General features: G+C 68.3%; 14 protein-coding genes and 1 pseudogene. 1 reads left to right on the forward strand and 14 read right to left on the reverse strand.

Annotation, left to right across the window (positions count from 1 at the left end; all coding sequences use genetic code 11):
- Positions 1 to 77 precede the first annotated feature (77 nt).
- From uvrD to QMX81_RS13495, 10 genes and pseudogenes are all read right to left on the reverse strand, one after another.
- On the reverse strand, positions 78 to 2267 hold the full coding sequence (gene uvrD / locus QMX81_RS13450) for a DNA helicase II (RefSeq protein ID WP_282262191.1): 2190 nt from the start codon (positions 2265 to 2267) through the stop codon (positions 78 to 80).
- A 63-nt stretch (positions 2268 to 2330) separates the two neighbouring features.
- Positions 2331 to 3722 (reverse strand): FAD/NAD(P)-binding protein, encoded by a 1392-nt coding sequence (locus tag QMX81_RS13455; RefSeq protein ID WP_282262238.1) that lies wholly within the window; start codon positions 3720 to 3722, stop codon positions 2331 to 2333.
- 36 nt (positions 3723 to 3758) lie between these two features.
- Positions 3759 to 5176: pseudogene (gene cls / locus QMX81_RS13460) on the reverse strand (cardiolipin synthase).
- Between the two features lie 161 nt (positions 5177 to 5337).
- Complete coding sequence (gene rpmG / locus QMX81_RS13465; RefSeq protein WP_172407465.1) at positions 5338 to 5505, reverse strand: 50S ribosomal protein L33; 168 nt, start codon at positions 5503 to 5505, stop codon at positions 5338 to 5340.
- A 10-nt stretch (positions 5506 to 5515) separates the two neighbouring features.
- Positions 5516 to 5752 carry a 50S ribosomal protein L28 gene (gene rpmB, locus QMX81_RS13470; protein WP_019185625.1) on the reverse strand — a complete coding sequence of 79 codons (237 nt, stop codon included), beginning with the start codon at positions 5750 to 5752 and terminating at the stop codon, positions 5516 to 5518.
- Between the two features lie 227 nt (positions 5753 to 5979).
- Positions 5980 to 7536, reverse strand: coding sequence for an AAA family ATPase (locus tag QMX81_RS13475; protein WP_121040929.1), 1557 nt, complete (start codon positions 7534 to 7536; stop codon positions 5980 to 5982).
- Positions 7537 to 7540: 4 nt separating this feature from the next.
- Positions 7541 to 8089, reverse strand: a complete 549-nt coding sequence (locus QMX81_RS13480) for a hypothetical protein (RefSeq protein WP_282262203.1) — start codon at positions 8087 to 8089, stop codon at positions 7541 to 7543.
- Positions 8086 to 8307, reverse strand: coding sequence for a hypothetical protein (locus QMX81_RS13485; RefSeq protein ID WP_152152078.1), 222 nt, complete (start codon positions 8305 to 8307; stop codon positions 8086 to 8088). The genes QMX81_RS13480 and QMX81_RS13485 overlap by 4 nt, the downstream gene beginning before the upstream one ends.
- A gap of 9 nt (positions 8308 to 8316) precedes the next feature.
- Complete coding sequence (locus tag QMX81_RS13490) at positions 8317 to 10032, reverse strand: hypothetical protein (RefSeq protein WP_282262208.1); 1716 nt, start codon at positions 10030 to 10032, stop codon at positions 8317 to 8319.
- Complete coding sequence (locus tag QMX81_RS13495; protein ID WP_121040937.1) at positions 10029 to 10514, reverse strand: hypothetical protein; 486 nt, start codon at positions 10512 to 10514, stop codon at positions 10029 to 10031. The genes QMX81_RS13490 and QMX81_RS13495 overlap by 4 nt, the downstream gene beginning before the upstream one ends.
- A gap of 197 nt (positions 10515 to 10711) precedes the next feature.
- Here QMX81_RS13495 and QMX81_RS13500 point away from each other — a divergent pair, with 197 nt between their 5' ends.
- A complete protein-coding gene (locus tag QMX81_RS13500; protein WP_282262210.1) occupies positions 10712 to 11926 on the forward strand; it encodes a glycosyltransferase in 1215 nt (404 codons plus the stop codon).
- An 84-nt stretch (positions 11927 to 12010) separates the two neighbouring features.
- On the opposite strand, the gene QMX81_RS13505 is transcribed toward QMX81_RS13500, so the two are convergent.
- The 4 genes from QMX81_RS13505 to QMX81_RS13520 are packed head-to-tail and all read right to left on the reverse strand — an operon-like array spanning position 12011 to position 17930.
- Positions 12011 to 15193 carry a CusA/CzcA family heavy metal efflux RND transporter gene (locus tag QMX81_RS13505; protein WP_282262212.1) on the reverse strand — a complete coding sequence of 1061 codons (3183 nt, stop codon included), beginning with the start codon at positions 15191 to 15193 and terminating at the stop codon, positions 12011 to 12013.
- A 35-nt stretch (positions 15194 to 15228) separates the two neighbouring features.
- Positions 15229 to 16218: an efflux RND transporter periplasmic adaptor subunit gene (locus QMX81_RS13510; protein WP_282262214.1), complete on the reverse strand. Its 990-nt coding sequence runs from the start codon at positions 16216 to 16218 to the stop codon at positions 15229 to 15231.
- A complete protein-coding gene (locus tag QMX81_RS13515; RefSeq protein WP_282262216.1) occupies positions 16215 to 17495 on the reverse strand; it encodes a TolC family protein in 1281 nt (426 codons plus the stop codon). The genes QMX81_RS13510 and QMX81_RS13515 overlap by 4 nt, the downstream gene beginning before the upstream one ends.
- A 54-nt stretch (positions 17496 to 17549) precedes the next feature.
- Positions 17550 to 17930, reverse strand: a complete 381-nt coding sequence (locus QMX81_RS13520; protein WP_282262218.1) for a DUF2946 family protein — start codon at positions 17928 to 17930, stop codon at positions 17550 to 17552.
- Between the last annotated feature and the right edge of the window lie 74 nt (positions 17931 to 18004).

Raw genomic sequence — 18004 nt, forward strand, 5'->3', positions numbered from 1 at the left:
CCGCTGGCCGGCTCCCGACAACGCCGCAGCAGGCAGCTGCCGGCCAGCGGCCGGCACTACCGGATGACGAGCGCTGCTCAGAGCACCGTCAGATTGGCATACGCCATCACCAGCCACTTGCTGCCGGCCTCGATGAATTCCACCTGCACGCGGGCGTGCTGACCGCTGCCTTCGTAGTCGGTGACCATGCCTTCGCCGAACTTGGGATGGTTGACCATCGCGCCCAGCTTGAGCGGCGGTGCTTCCAGCGCCGCGTGGCCCATCACCCGGTTGGCACCGAGCGAGGTGCCGCGCGAGACCTGCACCTTGGGGCGCACTTCGTTGACCAGCTCCCGCGGGATCTCGCGCAGGAAGCGCGAGGGCACGTTGTAGTTGTCCTGGCCATGGATGCGACGTGATTCAGCGTAGCAGAGCACCAGCTTCTGGCGCGCGCGGGTGATGCCCACATACGCCAGGCGACGTTCTTCTTCCAGCCGGCCGCTTTCTTCCAGCGAGCGCGCGCTCGGGAACAGCCCGTCTTCCATGCCCGCCAGGAACACCAGTGGGAACTCCAGGCCCTTGGCAGCATGCAGCGTCATCAACTGCACGCCCTCTTCGCCGGCCTGGGCCTGGCCTTCGCCGGCCTCCAGCGAGGCATAGGCGAGGAAGGCGACCAGCTCGCTCATGTCCTGGGTTTCTTCGACATCGTCTTCGCGACGCACGAAGCGCGAGGCCACCGAAACCAGTTCGTCCAGGTTGTCCGCGCGCGATTCCGAATCCAGCGCGTTGCGGCTTTCCTTGGACCAGTGCTCGCGCAGGCCCGAGCGCATCAGCACGTGGTCGATGCGTTCGGCCAGGGTCATCGTGTCGGCTTCGGCCTGGAGCTGGTTGACCAGCACCAGGAAGCCGGCCAGCGCGTTGCGTGCACGTGCAGCGAGCGCATTTCCCTGCGTGGTCAGCATCGTGGCCTCCCACAGCGAGATGGCGTGGGTACGGGCCAAACGGCGCACTTCATCCAGGGTGCGGTCGCCGATGCCACGCGTCGGCGTGTTGACCGCGCGCTCGAAGGCAGCGTCATCGTTGCGGTTGGTCATCAACCGCAGGTACGCCAGCGCGTCCTTGATTTCGGCGCGCTCGAAGAAGCGCATGCCGCCGTACACGCGGTACGGCACCTGCTCGGAGAGCAGCGCTTCTTCGAAGGCACGCGACTGTGCATTGCTGCGGTAGAGCACGGCGACGTCGCCGTAGCTGCCACCATCGCGCACCCACTGGCGCGCGCGCTCGACCACGTAACGCGCCTCGTCCATTTCGTTGTAGGCCGCGTACAGATCGATGGGATCGCCATCGCCGCTGTCGGTCCACAACTCCTTGCCGATACGGTCCGGGTTGTGCGCGATCACCGCATTCGCCGCGCCGAGGATGTTGGCGGTGGAGCGGTAGTTCTGTTCCAGGCGCACGGTCTGAGCACCCGGGAAATCCTTCAGGAAGCGCTGGACGTTCTCGACCTTGGCGCCGCGCCAGCCGTAGATGGCCTGGTCGTCGTCGCCGACCACGAACACGTGACCGGTATCGCCGGCCAGCACGCGCACGAAGGCGTACTGGATGGCGTTGGTGTCCTGGAACTCGTCCACCAGGATTTCGCGGAAGCGCGAGCGGTAGTGCGCCAGTAGCGCCGGGTTGTCGCGCAGCAGTTCATGCGCGCGCAGCAGCAGCTCGGCGAAATCGACCAGACCGGCGCGGTCGCAGCGCTCCTGATAGGCGATATACGCCTGGCGCATGGTTTCCAGCCACGCGTCATGCGGCTCGGGCTGGATATGCTGCGGGCGACGGCCCTCGTCCTTCTGCTCGTTGATCCACCAGGCGATCTGCTTCGGCGGGAACTTGCCGTCATCGATCTCCAGCTGCTGGACCACGCGCTTGACCAGCCGCAGCTGGTCGTCCGAATCCATCACCTGGAAGCTGTCGGGCAGCTTGGCGTCCTGGAAATGCAGGCGCAGCAGGCGATGGGCCAGGCCGTGGAAGGTGCCGATCCAGGCACCGCGGCTGCCCTGCGACAGCTGCAGGTCGATGCGGTGACGCATCTCGCCGGCAGCCTTGTTGGTGAAGGTCACCGCAAAAATGCCATGGGTCGGCACGCCGCAGACTTCATTGAGCCAGGCGATGCGGTGGATAAGCACGCGGGTCTTGCCGGAACCGGCACCGGCAAGCACCAGATGGTGGCCGGGCGGGGCGGACACAGCTTCGCGCTGGGCGGGGTTCAACCCGTCGAGCAAGTGGGAAACATCCATGTCCCCATTTTACCCTCGGGCGGGGCGCTCCGGGCCGTTACCCGGCACCCGGATCGAACGGGTTCAGCCGCGCGCGGCCTGTTCGGCCTGCACGCGCAGTTCCGGGATCGCCAGACTCTCCCACAGGGTGCCGATGCGCAGGCTGCCGACCACCCGGATCGCAGGCTGCGGCTGGCCATGGCCATCGATCAGGGCACCGTCGTCCACGGTGGTCTCCAGCCCAAGGCCATGCGGGCCCGGGCGGGCATGGCCGTCCGCCAGCAGCTGCTGGATCAGCGGATTGCGCATGGACAGCGCGCGGGTCTCCACCCCGGTGGCATTGATCACCGCGCGCACGGTCAGGGGCGGCAGGCCACCGTCCGGGCTGCGGCCGTGCAGCTGCAGCCCGCTTTCCTGCACCAGCAGCGTATCCAGCCGGGCCCGATGGCGCTGCAGCTGGCCGCTGCGCTCCAGCTCGCTGACCTGGGCATGCACCGATTCGGCGATGCGGTGGCGGTGCACGTCCCAGTACCGCACCACGTGGCGCAGGAAGCGGCGCTGATCGGCCTCGCCCAGGCTCAGCCACAACGCCTGGCCCATCGGCCGGATCCGGTCCATCACGCTCTGCCATGGAATGCCTTGGGCCACGGCGGCATCGGCCTGCGCGCGCAGCTCCCGCACGCGCTGGCGCAGCGACATCGTCAGCAGCGGCTGCGGATCGAAGGTGACCGCCGCGCCGTGGGCGTGTGGCAACGGCAGCAGCGCATGGCGCGACAGCACGTAGATGCGCCCGCGGTGACCGGCGGCGGCCAGGGCGACCACACTGTCGGCCATGCTCAGGCCCGAGCCGACGATGGCCAGGTCGTCGTCGCCGGCCAGCACACGCACGCCGTCGTAGTCCCAGGCCTCCACCGCCTGCGCGGGCGGCAGTGCGTCGGCACCGGGTACCGGCAGCGGACGCATGCTGTTGCCACAGGCCAACACCACGCGCTGCGCGCGCCACGTCACGTCATCGTCGAGCCGCAGCTGTACGCCGTGGCCGGTCGGCTCCAGCGCGAACACCGGCTGCTCGACCACCTCCAGCGCCGCCACGCTGCGCTCGCACGCCTGTTCCAGGCGCTCACGCAGGTAGGCGGCGAAATGGCGGCGCGGCACGAACTGGTCCGCCAGCACCTCGCGCGGCACCTCGGCAATCGCCTGGCTGTCGATGAGGTAATCCAGGAAATCCGCAGGCTGATCGGGCAGCCCGCTCATCTTGCCGGCCGGCACGTTGAGCAGGTGCTCAGGCCAAGGCGTGGCGTAGGCGATGCCTTCGGCCAGCGCCGAAGCCGGCTCGAACAGCACGATGCGTGACGGTCGCGCAGCATGGCGCAGGGCCTGCAGCGCGACGAGGACGCCGGCAGCGCCGCCGCCGACGATGGCCAGATCACACTGGCGGTGGGTATCGGACGCAGTCATGCATCGATTGTAGGCGATGCGCGTGGACCGGCCGTCCACGTGCGTCATAGCGGGCTACATCAACGCATCGGCCAGCCGTGCGATGCCTTCGCGGCTGCGCTTCCACGCCGGCCGCTGGCGCCACGTCGCCAGATCGAGCGGACGGGACTGTTCCAGATAGTCCGCTTCGATCTGCGCCAGCTGGCGCACCATGCCGGCGTCGTAACAGAGCATGCCGATCTCGGCATTGAGCGCGAACGAGCGGATATCCAGGTTGATCGAGCCGACCAGGGCGATGTCTTCATCGACGGTCAGGTGCTTGGCATGCAGGAAGTGAGGCTCGTACAACGCGATGCGCACGCCGCTGCGCAGCAGCTCATCGTAGTAGGCCTCCTGCGCCCAGGAGGTCAACCGCTGGTTGGTACTGGCCGAGAGGATCAGCTGCACCTGCACGCCGGACAGCGCCGCGATGCGCAGCGCACTCAGGGTCGCCTCATCCGGCACGAAGTACGGCGTGACCAGCACGATGCGCCGGCGCGCCAATGGATCAGCGCGTTCACCGCATCGCGCGCGTTGCTGAAGGGATACGCCGGGCCACTGGGCAGCAGTTGGGTCGGCACATCGGCCGAGCACACCGGCACCGCGGTGAGCACATCCAGGCGCTGCCCGGTTTCCATGTACCAGTCGCTGGCGAACACCGCTTCCAGGTGCGCCACCACCGGCCCGCGCACGCGCGCGACCAGCTCCTTGTTCGGGAACCCGGCGACAAACTGCGCGCGCGCCAGGTTCTGTGAGCCGATGTAGCCGACGCGGTTGTCGATCACCGCGATCTTGCGGTGGTTGCGCAGGTCCATGCGGCCACTGCGGCGCCAGCGCAGCCCACCGGGCAGCATCGCGCGCACATCTACGCCGAGGGCCTGGAGACGGTGGCGGTAGTGGCGCAGCCCACGCTTGGCCCCCACTGCATCCAGCAGCACGCGGCAGTGCACCCCGCGTGCGGCGGCCCGCTGCAGCGCCTGCACGATGGCCTCGCCGACGGCATCGTCGAACATCAGGTAGTACAGCAGGTGCACACGCTCGCGTGCCTGGTCGATGTCTTCGATCAGGGCCTGCAGCGAGGCGTCGTAATCATTGAGCAGATCCACCGCGTTGCCGTGGATGGGCATGAAATCGCCTTGGCGCTCGATCAGCGGCACGATCTCGGCGGTGGCCGTCTCCGGTGGGGGCGTCCAGCGCAGCGGCGGCTGCAGGGCCTGCTCCTCGCGGATCACCTGGGAGGCCTCGGCCTGGCGCTGCACGCGCTGGCGCGACAGCCACGGGTGGCCGAACAGCAGATACAGCGGCAGCCCGAGCAGCGGCACGAAGCCGACCAGCAGCAACCAGCTGCGCGCGGCACCCGGCGTGGTGCGGCTGGGAATCCACAACAGCGCGGCCAGCCGGATCAGCCAATCCAGCATCAACAACCACGAACCCAGCAGCCACTCGAACAGCATCGCGTCGCCCGTCGGGAGGGGAAACGCATTCTGCCATGGGCGGCTGTGCCGCCGGGGTGACCGGTGCAGCCGCTGCGGCCCGGCACCGTGCATCGCCGGGGCAACAAAAAACCCGCCACGAGGGCGGGTTTTTCGTCGGGAAGCTCAAGAACCCTTGCGGATTACTTGATCTTGCCTTCCTTGTACAGGACGTGCTTGCGCACGACCGGATCGTACTTCAGGAATTCCATCTTCCCGGGGGTGTTCTTCTTGTTCTTGTCCGTCGTGTAGAAGTGGCCAGTGTTGGCCGTCGAAATCAGACGGATCTTATCGCGCTTGCCTGCCATGATCGTTTACTCCTCAGACCTTTTCGCCGCGCGAACGCAGCTCAGCCAGAACGGAGTCGATACCGTTCTTGTCGATGGTGCGCAGGGCATGCGCGGAAACACGAAGCTTGACCCAGCGGTTTTCGCTGGCAACCCAGAAGCGGCGCTCGTGCAGGTTGGGCAGGAAACGACGACGGGTCTTGTTGTTGGCGTGCGAGACGTTGTTACCCGTCTGCACTCGCTTGCCGGAAACTTGGCATACGCGGGACATTGCGCACCTCGATAAAAGTAGTTGTCAGCCCATAGCCCGGGCGACGGCGGCCTCGGCGGTTTCCCGCCACACGTCATGAGAATCAAAGGGTTACGCTGTCGAGGGCGGGCCGGATGACGTGTTCCCGGCCGCCGATCCAAAGGTTTTTGGACACAGCGAGCCGCGCATTATGCCCGCTTGGCCCTGATGGCGCAACCGAGGCCGGCAGGGCCTGCCGGCCCGGTCGCTCATGCCAGAACGGCGCGGCGCGGCCGCCCGGCGGCCGGGGTGCTGGCCGCGATCGGCTCGCCTGAGGCCGGCACCGCCCGTTCACGGCCCCAGGCGCGGATGTTCTCGATCTGCTCCGGTGCGGTCCGCGACAACGGCACCACGTTCTGGAAACTGCGCCGGAACAGCGCATCGGTGACCACGGCATCGCCCTTCAGGTAGGCCTCTTTCACCACCTCACGCACCGCCGATTCCAGGTCCGAACCGGCAAAGCCCTCGGACAGTTCGACCAGCTCGTCGAGCAGCGCCGGCGCCAGTTCGCGCTGCTGCAGGCCCCGGCGGGCGTAGATGCCGATGATGTCGCGGCGTTCCGGCGCGGTCGGCAGGTCGACGAAGAAGAGCTCGTCGAACCGGCCCCGGCGCAGCAGCTCCGGGGGCAGCTTGGACACATCGTTGGCGGTTGCCACCACGAACACACGGGTACGGGCTTCCTGCAGCCAGTACAGGAACTGGCCGACCAGACGGGTCGAGGTGCCGCCGTCGCCGCCCCCGGTGGCACCGGCCAGGCCCTTTTCGATCTCGTCGATCCACAGCACGCAGGGCGCCACGTGATCCGCCGTGGCAAGCGCTTCCTTGAGGCGGCCTTCGCTCTGGCCCAGGTACTGGCCGTGGATGGTGGACAGGTCCAGGCGGTACAGCGGCAACTGCCAGTCCTGGGCAATGGCCTTGGCCGACAGCGATTTGCCGCAGCCCGGTACGCCGACCAGCAGCACGCCTCGCGGCGGGCGGATGCCGCGCTCGCGCAGATCGGCGGTCAGCAGCGGCCGTTCGCGTGCCAGCCAGCTCTTGAGGCCACCCAGGCCACCCACACTCAGATCGCCCCCGCGCACCGGGACGCGCTCGATGCCGGAAATGTCGGCGAAGATGCGGTCCTTGGCGTGCATCAACTCGACCAGATCATTCTTGTCGATACGCCCGTTGACCAGCAGCGTGGCGATGATGTTCTCCGCCTCCAACCGCGAGATGCCGGCCAGGATGGCCGCCGCCTGGCGGATGTCGGCGTCGTCCCACTCGATCTGGAACTGGCTGCGGTACGGATCGATCTGTTCGTGGATGATCGCCGCCATCTCGTCTTCGGTGGGCGGCGACAGCACCAGCGACATCCCCAGGCGCTGCAGCTGGCCGAACACCGGTTTGCTGGTGACCACGACCAGCGAGCCGCCGTGGTCGGCCGCCAGCATCGCCACATCGATCAGTTGCCGCGCCGAGGGCGTGTCGTCCTCCAGGTCGGACACTTCGGTCAACACGAAACTGAGGTTCTGCCGCTGCGCCATCTGCTGGCTGGCGAAGTCGACCGCGCCGATGACCGAGCGGTCTTCGTTGACGATCCGCCCTGTCGCCAGTTCGCGCGTTCCCTGCGAGAGCGTGTGTACATAGAACGGCGCACTCAGCGCACCGGCCACGTCACGCAGGATATCCAGCACCCGCGCGCGTTCGGTGCTGCGGATGGAGATGAAGGGCACGCGCGCTTTCAGGTAGCGGGTCAGCGTGGCATGGAACTCGCGGGTATCGCTCATGGATTCAGATCATCAAGGTTCGCCGGCGGCCCGCTACAGCGGGGCCATCGGCAGGTGAAGCAGACGGGAGTGGCGGCGGCGCGGCAGCATCCAGCGCGGCTGGCCGGTAGTGGCACAGGCTGTTGTAGCGCACCGCGCGCAGGGTGCGGTCGCAGCGCAGCGTGCGTGCGTTGGCTTCCAGGTCGGCCTGCATCCTGGCGGTGATGCGGACCAGTTCATCGCGCAGGAACGCGCGCAGCGATTCAGGCAGCGTCGCCAGCGAGGCCAGCTGATGCAGCACGCTGAAATGCCGACGCGCGTCCAGCAGCGCGCGCACCAGGGTCACTTCATCGGCCCGAGCCCCCAGATCGCGCTGCAGACGAGCGCTGCACTGCTTCAGCCGCAGGTCGAGCAGCGTGGTCACCCGGTCGGTGAACAACTGCGCCACGCCGGGCGTCCAGTCCAGCCGCCCGGCTGCCATGGCCGCGAGCGCCTCGGCTTCGCGCCCCCCTTCGCTGAACGCATCCAGGACCTGGCTCCATTCGGCATAGGTCCGCGGAACCGGCAGTGTCATCCGTGCGAGGCGCGTTTGCGGCGTACGAAACCGGTCTTCGGCAGCAGGTCCCAGCCAGGCAGGGCGCCGGCGAGCGCATCCGGGGCCGCAATATTGACCAGCGGCGCGGCGGAAACAACCGGGGTAGCCGCCGCGACATCGTTCAGCGGCGGCGGGAGGGCGTCCTGGGCCGGCAACGGCGGCGGCACGGCGGAAGCATCGAGCAGGGAACGGGTCATGGTCGGGCCTCAGGCGGTGGCGGCAAGAATGCGGCGGGTAGTGTCATGACCGCCAAGGGTGAACTGCTCGGGCGTGATCGACTCCAGCAACGCGGTCAACTCGGCAGACTGGGCATCGCGCGCGGCAAGATCACGCCGCACTTCCACGACTTCGGCCATGCAGGCCTTGAGCGCGTTCTGCAGTTGCTCACGCTGGCGCGCGAAGTCGGCACGGACCGTTTCGCGGGTCTTTTCCAGATTCTTGTAGGCCATCCCGACCCAGAGCAGCATCAGCGCAGCGATCACCATGCCGATGACGTTGCCAATGGTCATCACCAGCAGCAGGACACCCAGCACCAGGACAGCCCAATGCTGGAAGCGCAGCTTCACGCCGGCCAGCGCCTGGGCCAGCCCGGTGTCAACGTGCGCATTGAGCGAGGTCTCCAATTCAACCTGGTTGCTGCCATCGCGGGTGCTGCCCTGCCAGGCATCCAGCGTGACCTCCACCTCGGTCGGGATCGCCTGGCGGATGCTGGCAGTGAGATCGTGGTGCGCTTCCAGAATCCAGCTGCGCGACTGGGCGGTGGCAAAGCGCTGGGTGGCGCGCGAGGCCTGCGAGGTTTCCGGATGCATCGCAGCGTTGGTGAGCAACTGGGTGAAGCTGATGCGGTGCTCCAGTGCCGGGTCCTGCAGCTGGAAGCGACGGTCGGCCGCGGGGCGGTCACCGTTCTCATCGATGATCAGCTTGCACAGGGCCTCATCGCGCCGCAGCGGCAGCTCTTCGGCATCGAAGTGCGAGACCAGCTTGGTCAGCAGCGCATCCACATCCGCCGCCAGCCCGGCCGTGGCACGTACATCGCCGCTGAACACACTCTGGAAATGCCGGGTGACGGCCGCGTGGGTCGCCGTGGCATTGAGCGAGTCCTGCAGGGCCGGCCAGGTCGGGCTGAAGCGCTGCAGGTGCGGGTAGCGGGCGCTGTCGTCGCCATTGGGGGTCTTGGAGCGCAGCGCGTCGATCCACTGGCTGCGCTGGGCCTCCACGAAGCCGGCCCGCTGGGCCAGTTCTTCGATCCATTCATTGGTGCGGGCCACACAGATGCGGGCGGTCTCCACGCCGAACACACCGCCGGCGATCGCGTCGATCAGCACCACGGTCTGGCGGTCCAGTTCCATCGGGTTCTGCATGCCCAGATAACGGTCCATCCACTGCTGGGCGGCCGACAGGCGACCCGCGCGGCGGCTGACGAGAGAGAACAGCAGGCTGGTTTTCTCGTCATCGCGACGGATGGCCTCGGCCAGCGCACGCTGCGCCAGATCCTGCTGGTCATTGAGCCACGCGGCCAGCGCCACCAGTGCCGGGGCCAGCCAGTAGCCGGGCGCCGCCAGCATGAGGTTCTCACTGGCGGCACGGATGGTGTCCTGCCGGACCAGGCTGATGTCGGCCGCCTGCAGGATGCCGGTGGTCTGGCGGCGGACCTCGGCGTAGTGGCCGAACCGGTTTTCCAGCTCCTGGCGGATCTTCACCTGCCGCGTTTCGGCCAGCGACAGTTCCTTGGCTTTCAGGTCCGCCGCGACGAAATCCATGAACGCTTTTTCCAGGCGCGCCAGTTCGCTGCGGGTGGCACCCACATCGCTCTGGATCGCGTGGGCCTGGGTATGCAAAGCGTCCAGATCCTGCCCCAGCGAGCGCAGGCTGCTGTTGATGGCGGACAGGTCCGCCATATGGATGATGCGTTGTGTGCTCATGTCGTTCCTTCGATGACGGCGGTCTGGCCGGAGTCGCTGACGGTGACCATCCGGTTCGCGTACACCTCGATGAAGGCGTAGGACGGATGCAGGGCCAGCGCGCGTGCCCGTTCGAGCGTTAGCGGCAGGGTGTGGCCGATCTTGAAGTGCTCGATGATCTGCCCGGTCATGTCCAGTGTATGGACCTCATAGGGATGACCCAGCATGCAACGGCTGACGATGCCGAGCAGGCGATCCTCCAGGGCGATCTCGCCGAGCTCCGCGGCGACCAGCTGCTTCAGCGCCGCCAATGCGTCGCGATCGTGCACGTGACCGCCGACATCGACCCTGGTCATGGCCTGCACGTACGCGGGCGATCGCTTCTGCCGGAGGCGGCTGTCGAGCGAGGCCGCACCCAGCGTGGTGGTGCGTGCCTGAGAGCGCGTGGCGACAGACAGGCCCGCGGTAGCGGCCTCCTTGCCAAACAACAGATTGCGAGCCATTCCCTGCTTCCTGCGACACCGCGAGCGCGGTCGTTCCGAGGCGGAAAGTAGCAGAGATGCCGTGCCGTTCCAATGCGATGCGCGCGTGAACGATGCGGTCGTCACCGGTGCCTGCGCTAGGCTGGGCACCTGAGAAGGACAGCCCGCATGAAGATTCCCGCAATGACCTGGCGTGCCGTCTTCCCGAAGTACCGCCCATGAAGCTGCTCGCCCTGACCTACGGCACCGAAGGCGACACCCGCCCGCTGGTGATGCTCTGCCATGGATTGATCGCCGCGGGCCATGAGGTGCTGCTGCTGGCCGAGCGCGGCACGCTGGGCAGCGCGCGCGAGCTGGGCGTCCCGCATGCCGCGCTGGAGGGCGACATCCATGGCGAGGTCGTGGCGCTGGTCTCGCGCGGTAACGCCCGTCTCGCCGCCTCGCGGGGTCTGGCGCGGATGGCGCAACGGCACGTGCCCGGCTGGATGCGTCAGGCCGATGCCGCTGCCGCAGGATGCGATGCCGTGCTGACCGGCGGGCTGGCCGCTTTCGTCGGCCTGACCGTGGCCGAGCACCACGGGCTGCCGGTGATCGGCACCGGGATGATCCCACTGACCCCGACCGCCGGCTTCCCCTCCCCGTTCCTGCCCCGGCTGCGCCTGCCGGGGGTGCTCAACCGGCTCAGCTACACCCTGGTCAACCACGCGGTGTGGCGTACCTTCCGCCGCCCGATCAACGCGGCCCGCAAGGCACTGGGGATGCCGAGGCGCGCCTCCCCCTGGCGGGATCTGCCGATGCTGTACGGCATCTCGCCCAGCCTGCTTCCCCCGCCGCCGGACTGGCCGGACAACCACAAGATCTGCGGCCAGTGGCGCGCGCCCGAGCGGGGCTGGCAGCCGCCGCCGGATCTGCAGGCCTTCCTGGACGCCGGCCCCGCCCCGGTCTACCTCGGCTTCGGCAGCATGACCGGCTTTGATCGCGACCAGGTGCTACCCGCGCTGCTGGCGGCCTTGGCGCCGCGGCGGGTGCTGCTGTTCCCCGGCTGGGCCGGGCTGCCCAGTGCTCCCCTGCCGCCCAACGTGTTCGTGATCGGGCCGACCCCGCACGAGGCGTTGTTCCCGCGCTGCGCGCTGATCATCCATCACGGCGGCAGCGGCACCACGCATTCGGCCTGCCGGGCCGGTGTGCCCTCGCTGGTGATGCCGTTCGCCGCCGACCAGTTCTTCTGGGCAGATCGGCTGCACCAGCTGGGCGTGGCACCGGCAGCACTGTCGCCGAAGCGGTTGGACGCCGCCCGGCTGGCCAGTGCCATTGCCGTTGCCGAGCGGGCCGACACGCGCTCGCGTGCCGTCGCGCTTGGCCGGGCGATGACGGTCGAAGGTGGCGTGGCCGTTGGCGTCGCGGCGATCGAGGCATATCTGTCACCTCGATGACCGCGGCCATGGTGGGCACGGCGGTTGCCGTGCCGCCCGCGGGTTTACCCGACCAACGGTCGGGTGCTACCCAACGACCCGGTGCTACCCCGTGACCGGTACGGCGGCGTCCTTGCGATGCAGCCACCGATACAGCACCGGCAACACCAACAACGTCAGCAACGTCGACGAGACGATGCCGCCGATCACCACAGTCGCCAGCGGACGCTGCACCTCCGAGCCGGCACCGACGTTGAAGGCCATCGGCACGAAGCCCAGCGAGGCCACCAGCGCGGTCATCAGCACTGGGCGCAGCCGGCCCAGAGCACCGTCGCGCACCGCCTGCGGCAACGGCATGCCGTGCCCGCGCAGGCTGCGCACGAAGCTGATCATCACCAGACCGTTGAGCACCGCCACACCGGACAGCGCGATGAAGCCCACGCCGGCCGAGATCGACAGCGGAATGCCCCGCAGGGCCAGCGCGAGTACGCCGCCGGTGAGCGCCAGCGGCACGCCACTGAACACGATGGCCGCATCCTTGACCGAGCCGAACGCCCAGAACAGCAGTGCGAAAATGATCGCCAGCGTCACCGGCACCACGATCGACAGGCGCTGGCTGGCCGAGATCAGCTGCTCGAAGCTGCCGCCGTACTCGATCCAGTAGCCGTTGGGCACCTGCACATCGCGCCCGATCGCCTGCTGCAGCTCGCCGACGAACCCGCCGAGGTCGCGGTCGCGCACGTTGGCGGTGACCACGATCCGGCGCTTGCCGTTCTCACGGTTGATCTGGTTCGGCCCTTCGCTGTTGCTCAAGGTCGCCAGCTCACGCAACGGCACCGTGCGTGCACTGCCACTGGTCCAGCTGCCTGCTCTGCTGGATTCATCGGCCGCATCCGCAAGCGCGGGTTCCAGCGACACCGGCAGGTCCGCCAGTGCGGCCGGATCCTGGCGCAGTGCTTCAGGCAGGCGCACCACGATGTCGAAACGACGGTCGCCTTCGAACAACTGCCCTGCCACCTGGCCGCCCACCGCGGTGGCCACGGTGGACTGCACCTGCCCTGGATTCAACCCATAACCGGCCAACGCGGTGCGATTCGGCGTGACGGTCAGCAGCGGCAGGCCGCTGGTTTCCTCCACCCGCACGTCGGCCGCGCCCGGCACCGTGCCGGCCACCGCCGCGATCCGCTTGCCGACCGACAGCAGCGTGTCCAGATCGTCGCCGAACAGCATCACCGCCACGTCGGCACGCACGCCGGAGATCAACTCGTTGGTGCGCATCTGGATCGGCTGGGTGAACTCGTAGTTGTTGCCGGGGAGCTGCTCGACCGCCTCCTCCAGCTCGGCCAGCAGTGCCGCACGCGATTTGCGTGGATCCGGCCAGGCCTTGCGCGGTTTCATCATGATGAAGGTATCAGCGACCGATGGCGGCATCGGGTCGGAGGCGACCTCCGGCGTGCCGATCTTGGAGAACACCTTGTCCACCTCGGCGAACTGCACCAGCCGGTTCTCGATCTGCTTCTGCATCTCGATGGACTGGGTCAGGCTGGTCCCGGGGATGCGCATGGCGTGCATGGCGACATCGCCTTCGTCCAGGTTCGGCACGAACTCACTGCCCAGCCGCGTGGCCAGCAGTCCACAACCGATCACCAGCACCAGCGCACCGGCGACCATCCAGCGGCCGCGCCGCAGGGCAAAGGCCAGCATCGGTTCATAGCGCCGGCGCACCCAGGCCATCAGGCGGTTTTCCTTCTCCTGCACGCGGCCGCCGAGGAACAGCGCGATCGCGGCGGGTACGAAGGTCAGTGCCAGCACCATCGCACCGGTCAGGGCCAGCACCACGGTGATCGCCATCGGGTGGAACATTTTTCCTTCCACGCCGGTGAGCGCGAAGATCGGCAGGTACACCGCGGTGATGATGCCCAGCCCGAACAGGCTCGGGCGGATCACCTCGGCGGTGGCGCTGGCGGTTTCGGCGAAACGTTCATCGCGGGTCATGTCGCGGCCGAGCGCGTGCTGGCGTTCGCCGAAGCGGCGCAGGCAGTTCTCGATGATGATCACCGCCCCATCGACGATCAGGCCGAAATCCAGCGCCCCCAGGCTCATCAGGTTGGCCGAGACGCCGCCACGGGCCATGCCGGTCAGCGTGAACAGCATCGCCAGCGGAATCACCGCGGCCGTGATCAACGCCGCGCGGAAATTGCCGAGCAGCAGGAACAGCACCACGATCACCAGCAAGGCGCCTTCGATCAGGTTCTTGGCGACCGTTGCGATGGTGCGGTCGACCAGCGCGGTGCGGTCGTAGCTGGCGGTGACGGTGACGCCCTCGGGCAGACTGGCCTGCGCCTGCTGCAGACGCGCCGCCGCGGCCTGGGCGACGTCGCGGCTGTTGGCCCCGATCAGCATGACCACCGTGCCCATCACCACTTCATGGCCGTTCTGGGTGGCCGCGCCACTGCGCAGCTCCGGTCCGTCCTGCACCTGGGCGACGTCGTGCACGTGGATCGGAACACCTTCGCGGCGGGCCAGCACGATGTTGCCGATCTCCTCCAGGTTGGCGACCTGACCGGGAATGCGCACCAGGAACTGCTGGCCGTTGCGTTCGATGTAGCCGGCGCCGACGTTCTGGTTGTTGGCCTCCACCGCCTGCGCCACGTCCTCCAAGGTAAAGCCCAGCGCGCGCAGCCGCGCCGGATCCGGGGTGATGTGCACCTGGCGCTGGAAGCCACCGATGGTGTTGACCTCGGTCACGCCGGGCACGTTGCGCAGCTGCGGCCGGATCACCCAGTCCTGCAGGGTGCGCAGGTCGGTGGCGGTGTACGCCGTGCCATCGGCCTTGCGTGCCTTGGGATCGGCATCGATGGTGTACATGAAGATCTCGCCGAGACCGGTCGAGATCGGTCCCAGCTGCGGATCCAGGCCCTCGGGAATCTGCGATTTGACCTGCTGCAGGCGTTCGGCGACCTGCTGGCGGGCGAAGTAGATGTCGGTGCCGTCCTTGAAGACCACGGTCACCTGCGAGAGCCCGTAGCGCGACAGCGAGCGTGCCTGCTCCATCGCCGGCAGGCCGGCCATCACCGTCTCCACCGGGTAGGTGATGCGCTGTTCGGTTTCCAGCGGCGAGTAGCCGGGGGCCGCGGTATTGATCTGCACCTGGACGTTGGTGATGTCCGGGGTGGCGTCGATTGGGAGCTGGGTGAAACTCCAGCTGCCGATGACGATCAGCACCAACGTCAGGGCCATCATCAACCAGCGATGGGCGATGGCGGCGCGGATGATGCGCTCAAGCATGGTGGCGCCCTCCGGATGCGGGGCGCGGCAGCACGTCAATGTTCATGCGATGCCCCCGCCTTGCCGATGTCGGCCTTGACCACGTAGCTCTGCTCGACCACGACGTCTTCGCCGACGGTCAGGCCGCTGAGTACTTCGACCCTGCCCGCATCGCGCGCACCCAGGGTCACCGCACGCGCGGTGTAGGTATCTCCTTCGCGCACGAACACCACGTCCTTGCCATCCATCGTCTGCAACGCGCTCAGCGGCACCACCTGTGCGGCCGGCGTGGTGGCCACCACGATGCGCGCCTTGACCGCGGCGCCGGGCCGCCATTGGCCGTCATCGTTGCGCAGCGTGGCGCGGGCGACCGTGCTCTGGCTGGCGGTGGCGGTGCCGGGCAGCACGCGTTCCAGCGTGGTGGCCTGGCTCACGCCGTCGGTCATGCGTGACACAGTGACCGGCACGCCGGCGGTGATGTGCTGGGTGTCGTTGCCGAAGATATGCAGATCCACCCACAGCGTGGACAGATCGCCGATCTCGAACAACGGCGTGCCCTCGCCCGCCACCCCACCCACCTGCGCCTGACGCGCGAGCACCACGCCACCGATCGGTGCGGTCACGGTGTAGGTGGTCAGGCTCAGGTTGCTCTCGATGCTGGCCAGCACCTGGCCGGCGCGCACGCGGTCGCCGACATTGGCGCGCAGCGAACGGATCGGGCCGGGGAAGCGCGCCATCACCTGCGCGACGCGGCCATCGACCGGGGTCAACAGGCCCTGCACGTCGTGCTCGTCGGCAATGGTGCCGGCGACGACAGGTGCCACGCGGATGCCCGCCTGCTCGGCCATGGCCGCGGTGATGGTGGTGCTTTCCGGTGCCTCGTGATCGTCATGATCATCGTCATGCCCGGCCTCGCCATGGCCGGCGTCCGTCGCGGCCGCCTCGGCCGGCGCCGCAGCGGGGTCACTGCTGCCGCAGCCGGTGAGCGCCATCAGCGCGATCAACAGGCTGGCGGCCAGCGCGGTACGGGTCTGGAAAAGGGTCATCGGCGGTCCTCCGTGGACACGGTGTCGGTTGCGGCGACCATGCTCTGGCCGGTCAGGCGCTGGAGTTCGATCAGGGCGGTCTGTGCGGCGATGGCCGCTTCCAGCTGGCGCTGGCGTGCGTCGATCCGCATCGCCTGCAGCTGCGCCCATTCCATGTAGCTGATCGCGCCGGCACGCCAGGCCTTCTCGGCAGCGTTCTCGGCACGCTGCAGCTGCGGCAGTACGTCGCGCGCCATGCGGGTGACTTCCAGCCGCGAGGTCAGGTAGCGGCCATGTGCTTCGGCCAACGTGGCGTACAGCTGCAGCGCGCGCGCGTCGCGCTCGACGCTGTTGAGTGCCAGTTCGGCCTCGGCCGCGCGGATCTCCGGGTCGGCACGGCGCACGCTGCCCAGCGGCAGGCTGAAACCGGCCACCAGGGAGGTGTCGCGGGTATCGCGGCTGTTGCGCACGCCCACCTGCCAGCTGACATCGGGCCGTGCCTGGGTGCGGGCCAGCTGCACCTGCGCTTCGCGGATGCGGCGCTCACCGGCCAGCACCGCCAGTTCCGGAGTGCGCTGCAGTTCCTCGGCGAGCACGGCGAAGTCCTGCAGCGCGGGCAGCTGCATCGGATCGCCGGTGACCACGTCGAAACCGGGCTCGCGCTGGCGCCACAACGCCGACAGCGACGCACGTGCGGACTGATCCATCTGCCGGGCGCGATCGCGGTCCAGTTCGGCCTGGGCCAACATCGCCTGCGCGGTCAGCAGCACCGATTCGGGCGAGGCGCCGGCCTGCAGGCGCAGCCGCGCGGCGGCGACAGCGCGCCTGCGCTGCTCGATATCGGTCTCGGCAATGCGCAGCTGCTGGCGCGCGTCGGTCACTGCCAGGTAGCGGCGGGCGACCTCGGCCATCAGGTCCAGGCGCGCGGTTTCGCGCTGCGGGGCCAGGCTGTCCAGGTTGGCCTGGGCCACGGCGCGGCGGGCATCCAGCTTGCCACCGCGTTCCAGCACGCCGGCCAGGGTGACGGTGACTTCGGCGGCATCGAAGCCGCGGGTGTCACCGCTGCCGAGTGCGTTCTCCAGCTCCACGCCCACGGTCAAAGGGGGCGACAGGCCGGCCGCGTCACGGCGGGCTTCCCACACCGGGCGCTGGGCCTGCGCCAGGCGCAGATCGGGGTGGTACTGGGCGACGCGCGCGATGGCGTCGTCGAGGGTCAACGGTGCAGCAGGTGTCGTGCCCTGTGCGTACACGCACGGCACGAACGCAATGGCAGCCAAGGCTGCCAGACGCATCCACATGGGAGTCTCCAGAAAGCGATCAGAGGGCAAACGGCGGCACGCGGCCGCAGGGCATCAGATCGCTATCGGAGGACGCAGCAGGTTCTCGGGCGGTTGGGTGCGCAGTTGCGCGATCAACCCGGCAGGGACCCCATGGCTGGGGGGCGCCGGCAGACTCCAGGCCATCGCGGCCATCGGCAGCACGCCGCCATGGCCATGGCAGTGGCCGCAATGCACCAGGGCATGCAGCCAGTCTTCGTTGCCGTCGTCGTCGCTGGATGCAGCGCCGGCCGTGTCATCGGCCGTGCCGTGCAGCTCGCTGCTGTCTGCGTGCACGGTCAGGTGGATATCGGCCAGGGCCGAGGCCAGCGAGCTGCCGAACACGCCCACACCGACCACCACCAGCATCAGCAGGCGGAGCAGCAGGGACGGACGCGGGCGGGCACGACGGAACATGGCCCGCAGGGTAGCCGGGCGTGAAGCCGTTACACAATCGCAGCCCGGCCGCTTGGTTCACGTTGGCCGGGGCC

This window comes from Stenotrophomonas sp. PS02301 (assembly GCF_029959485.1).
Lineage (GTDB): Bacteria > Pseudomonadota > Gammaproteobacteria > Xanthomonadales > Xanthomonadaceae > Stenotrophomonas > Stenotrophomonas maltophilia_Z.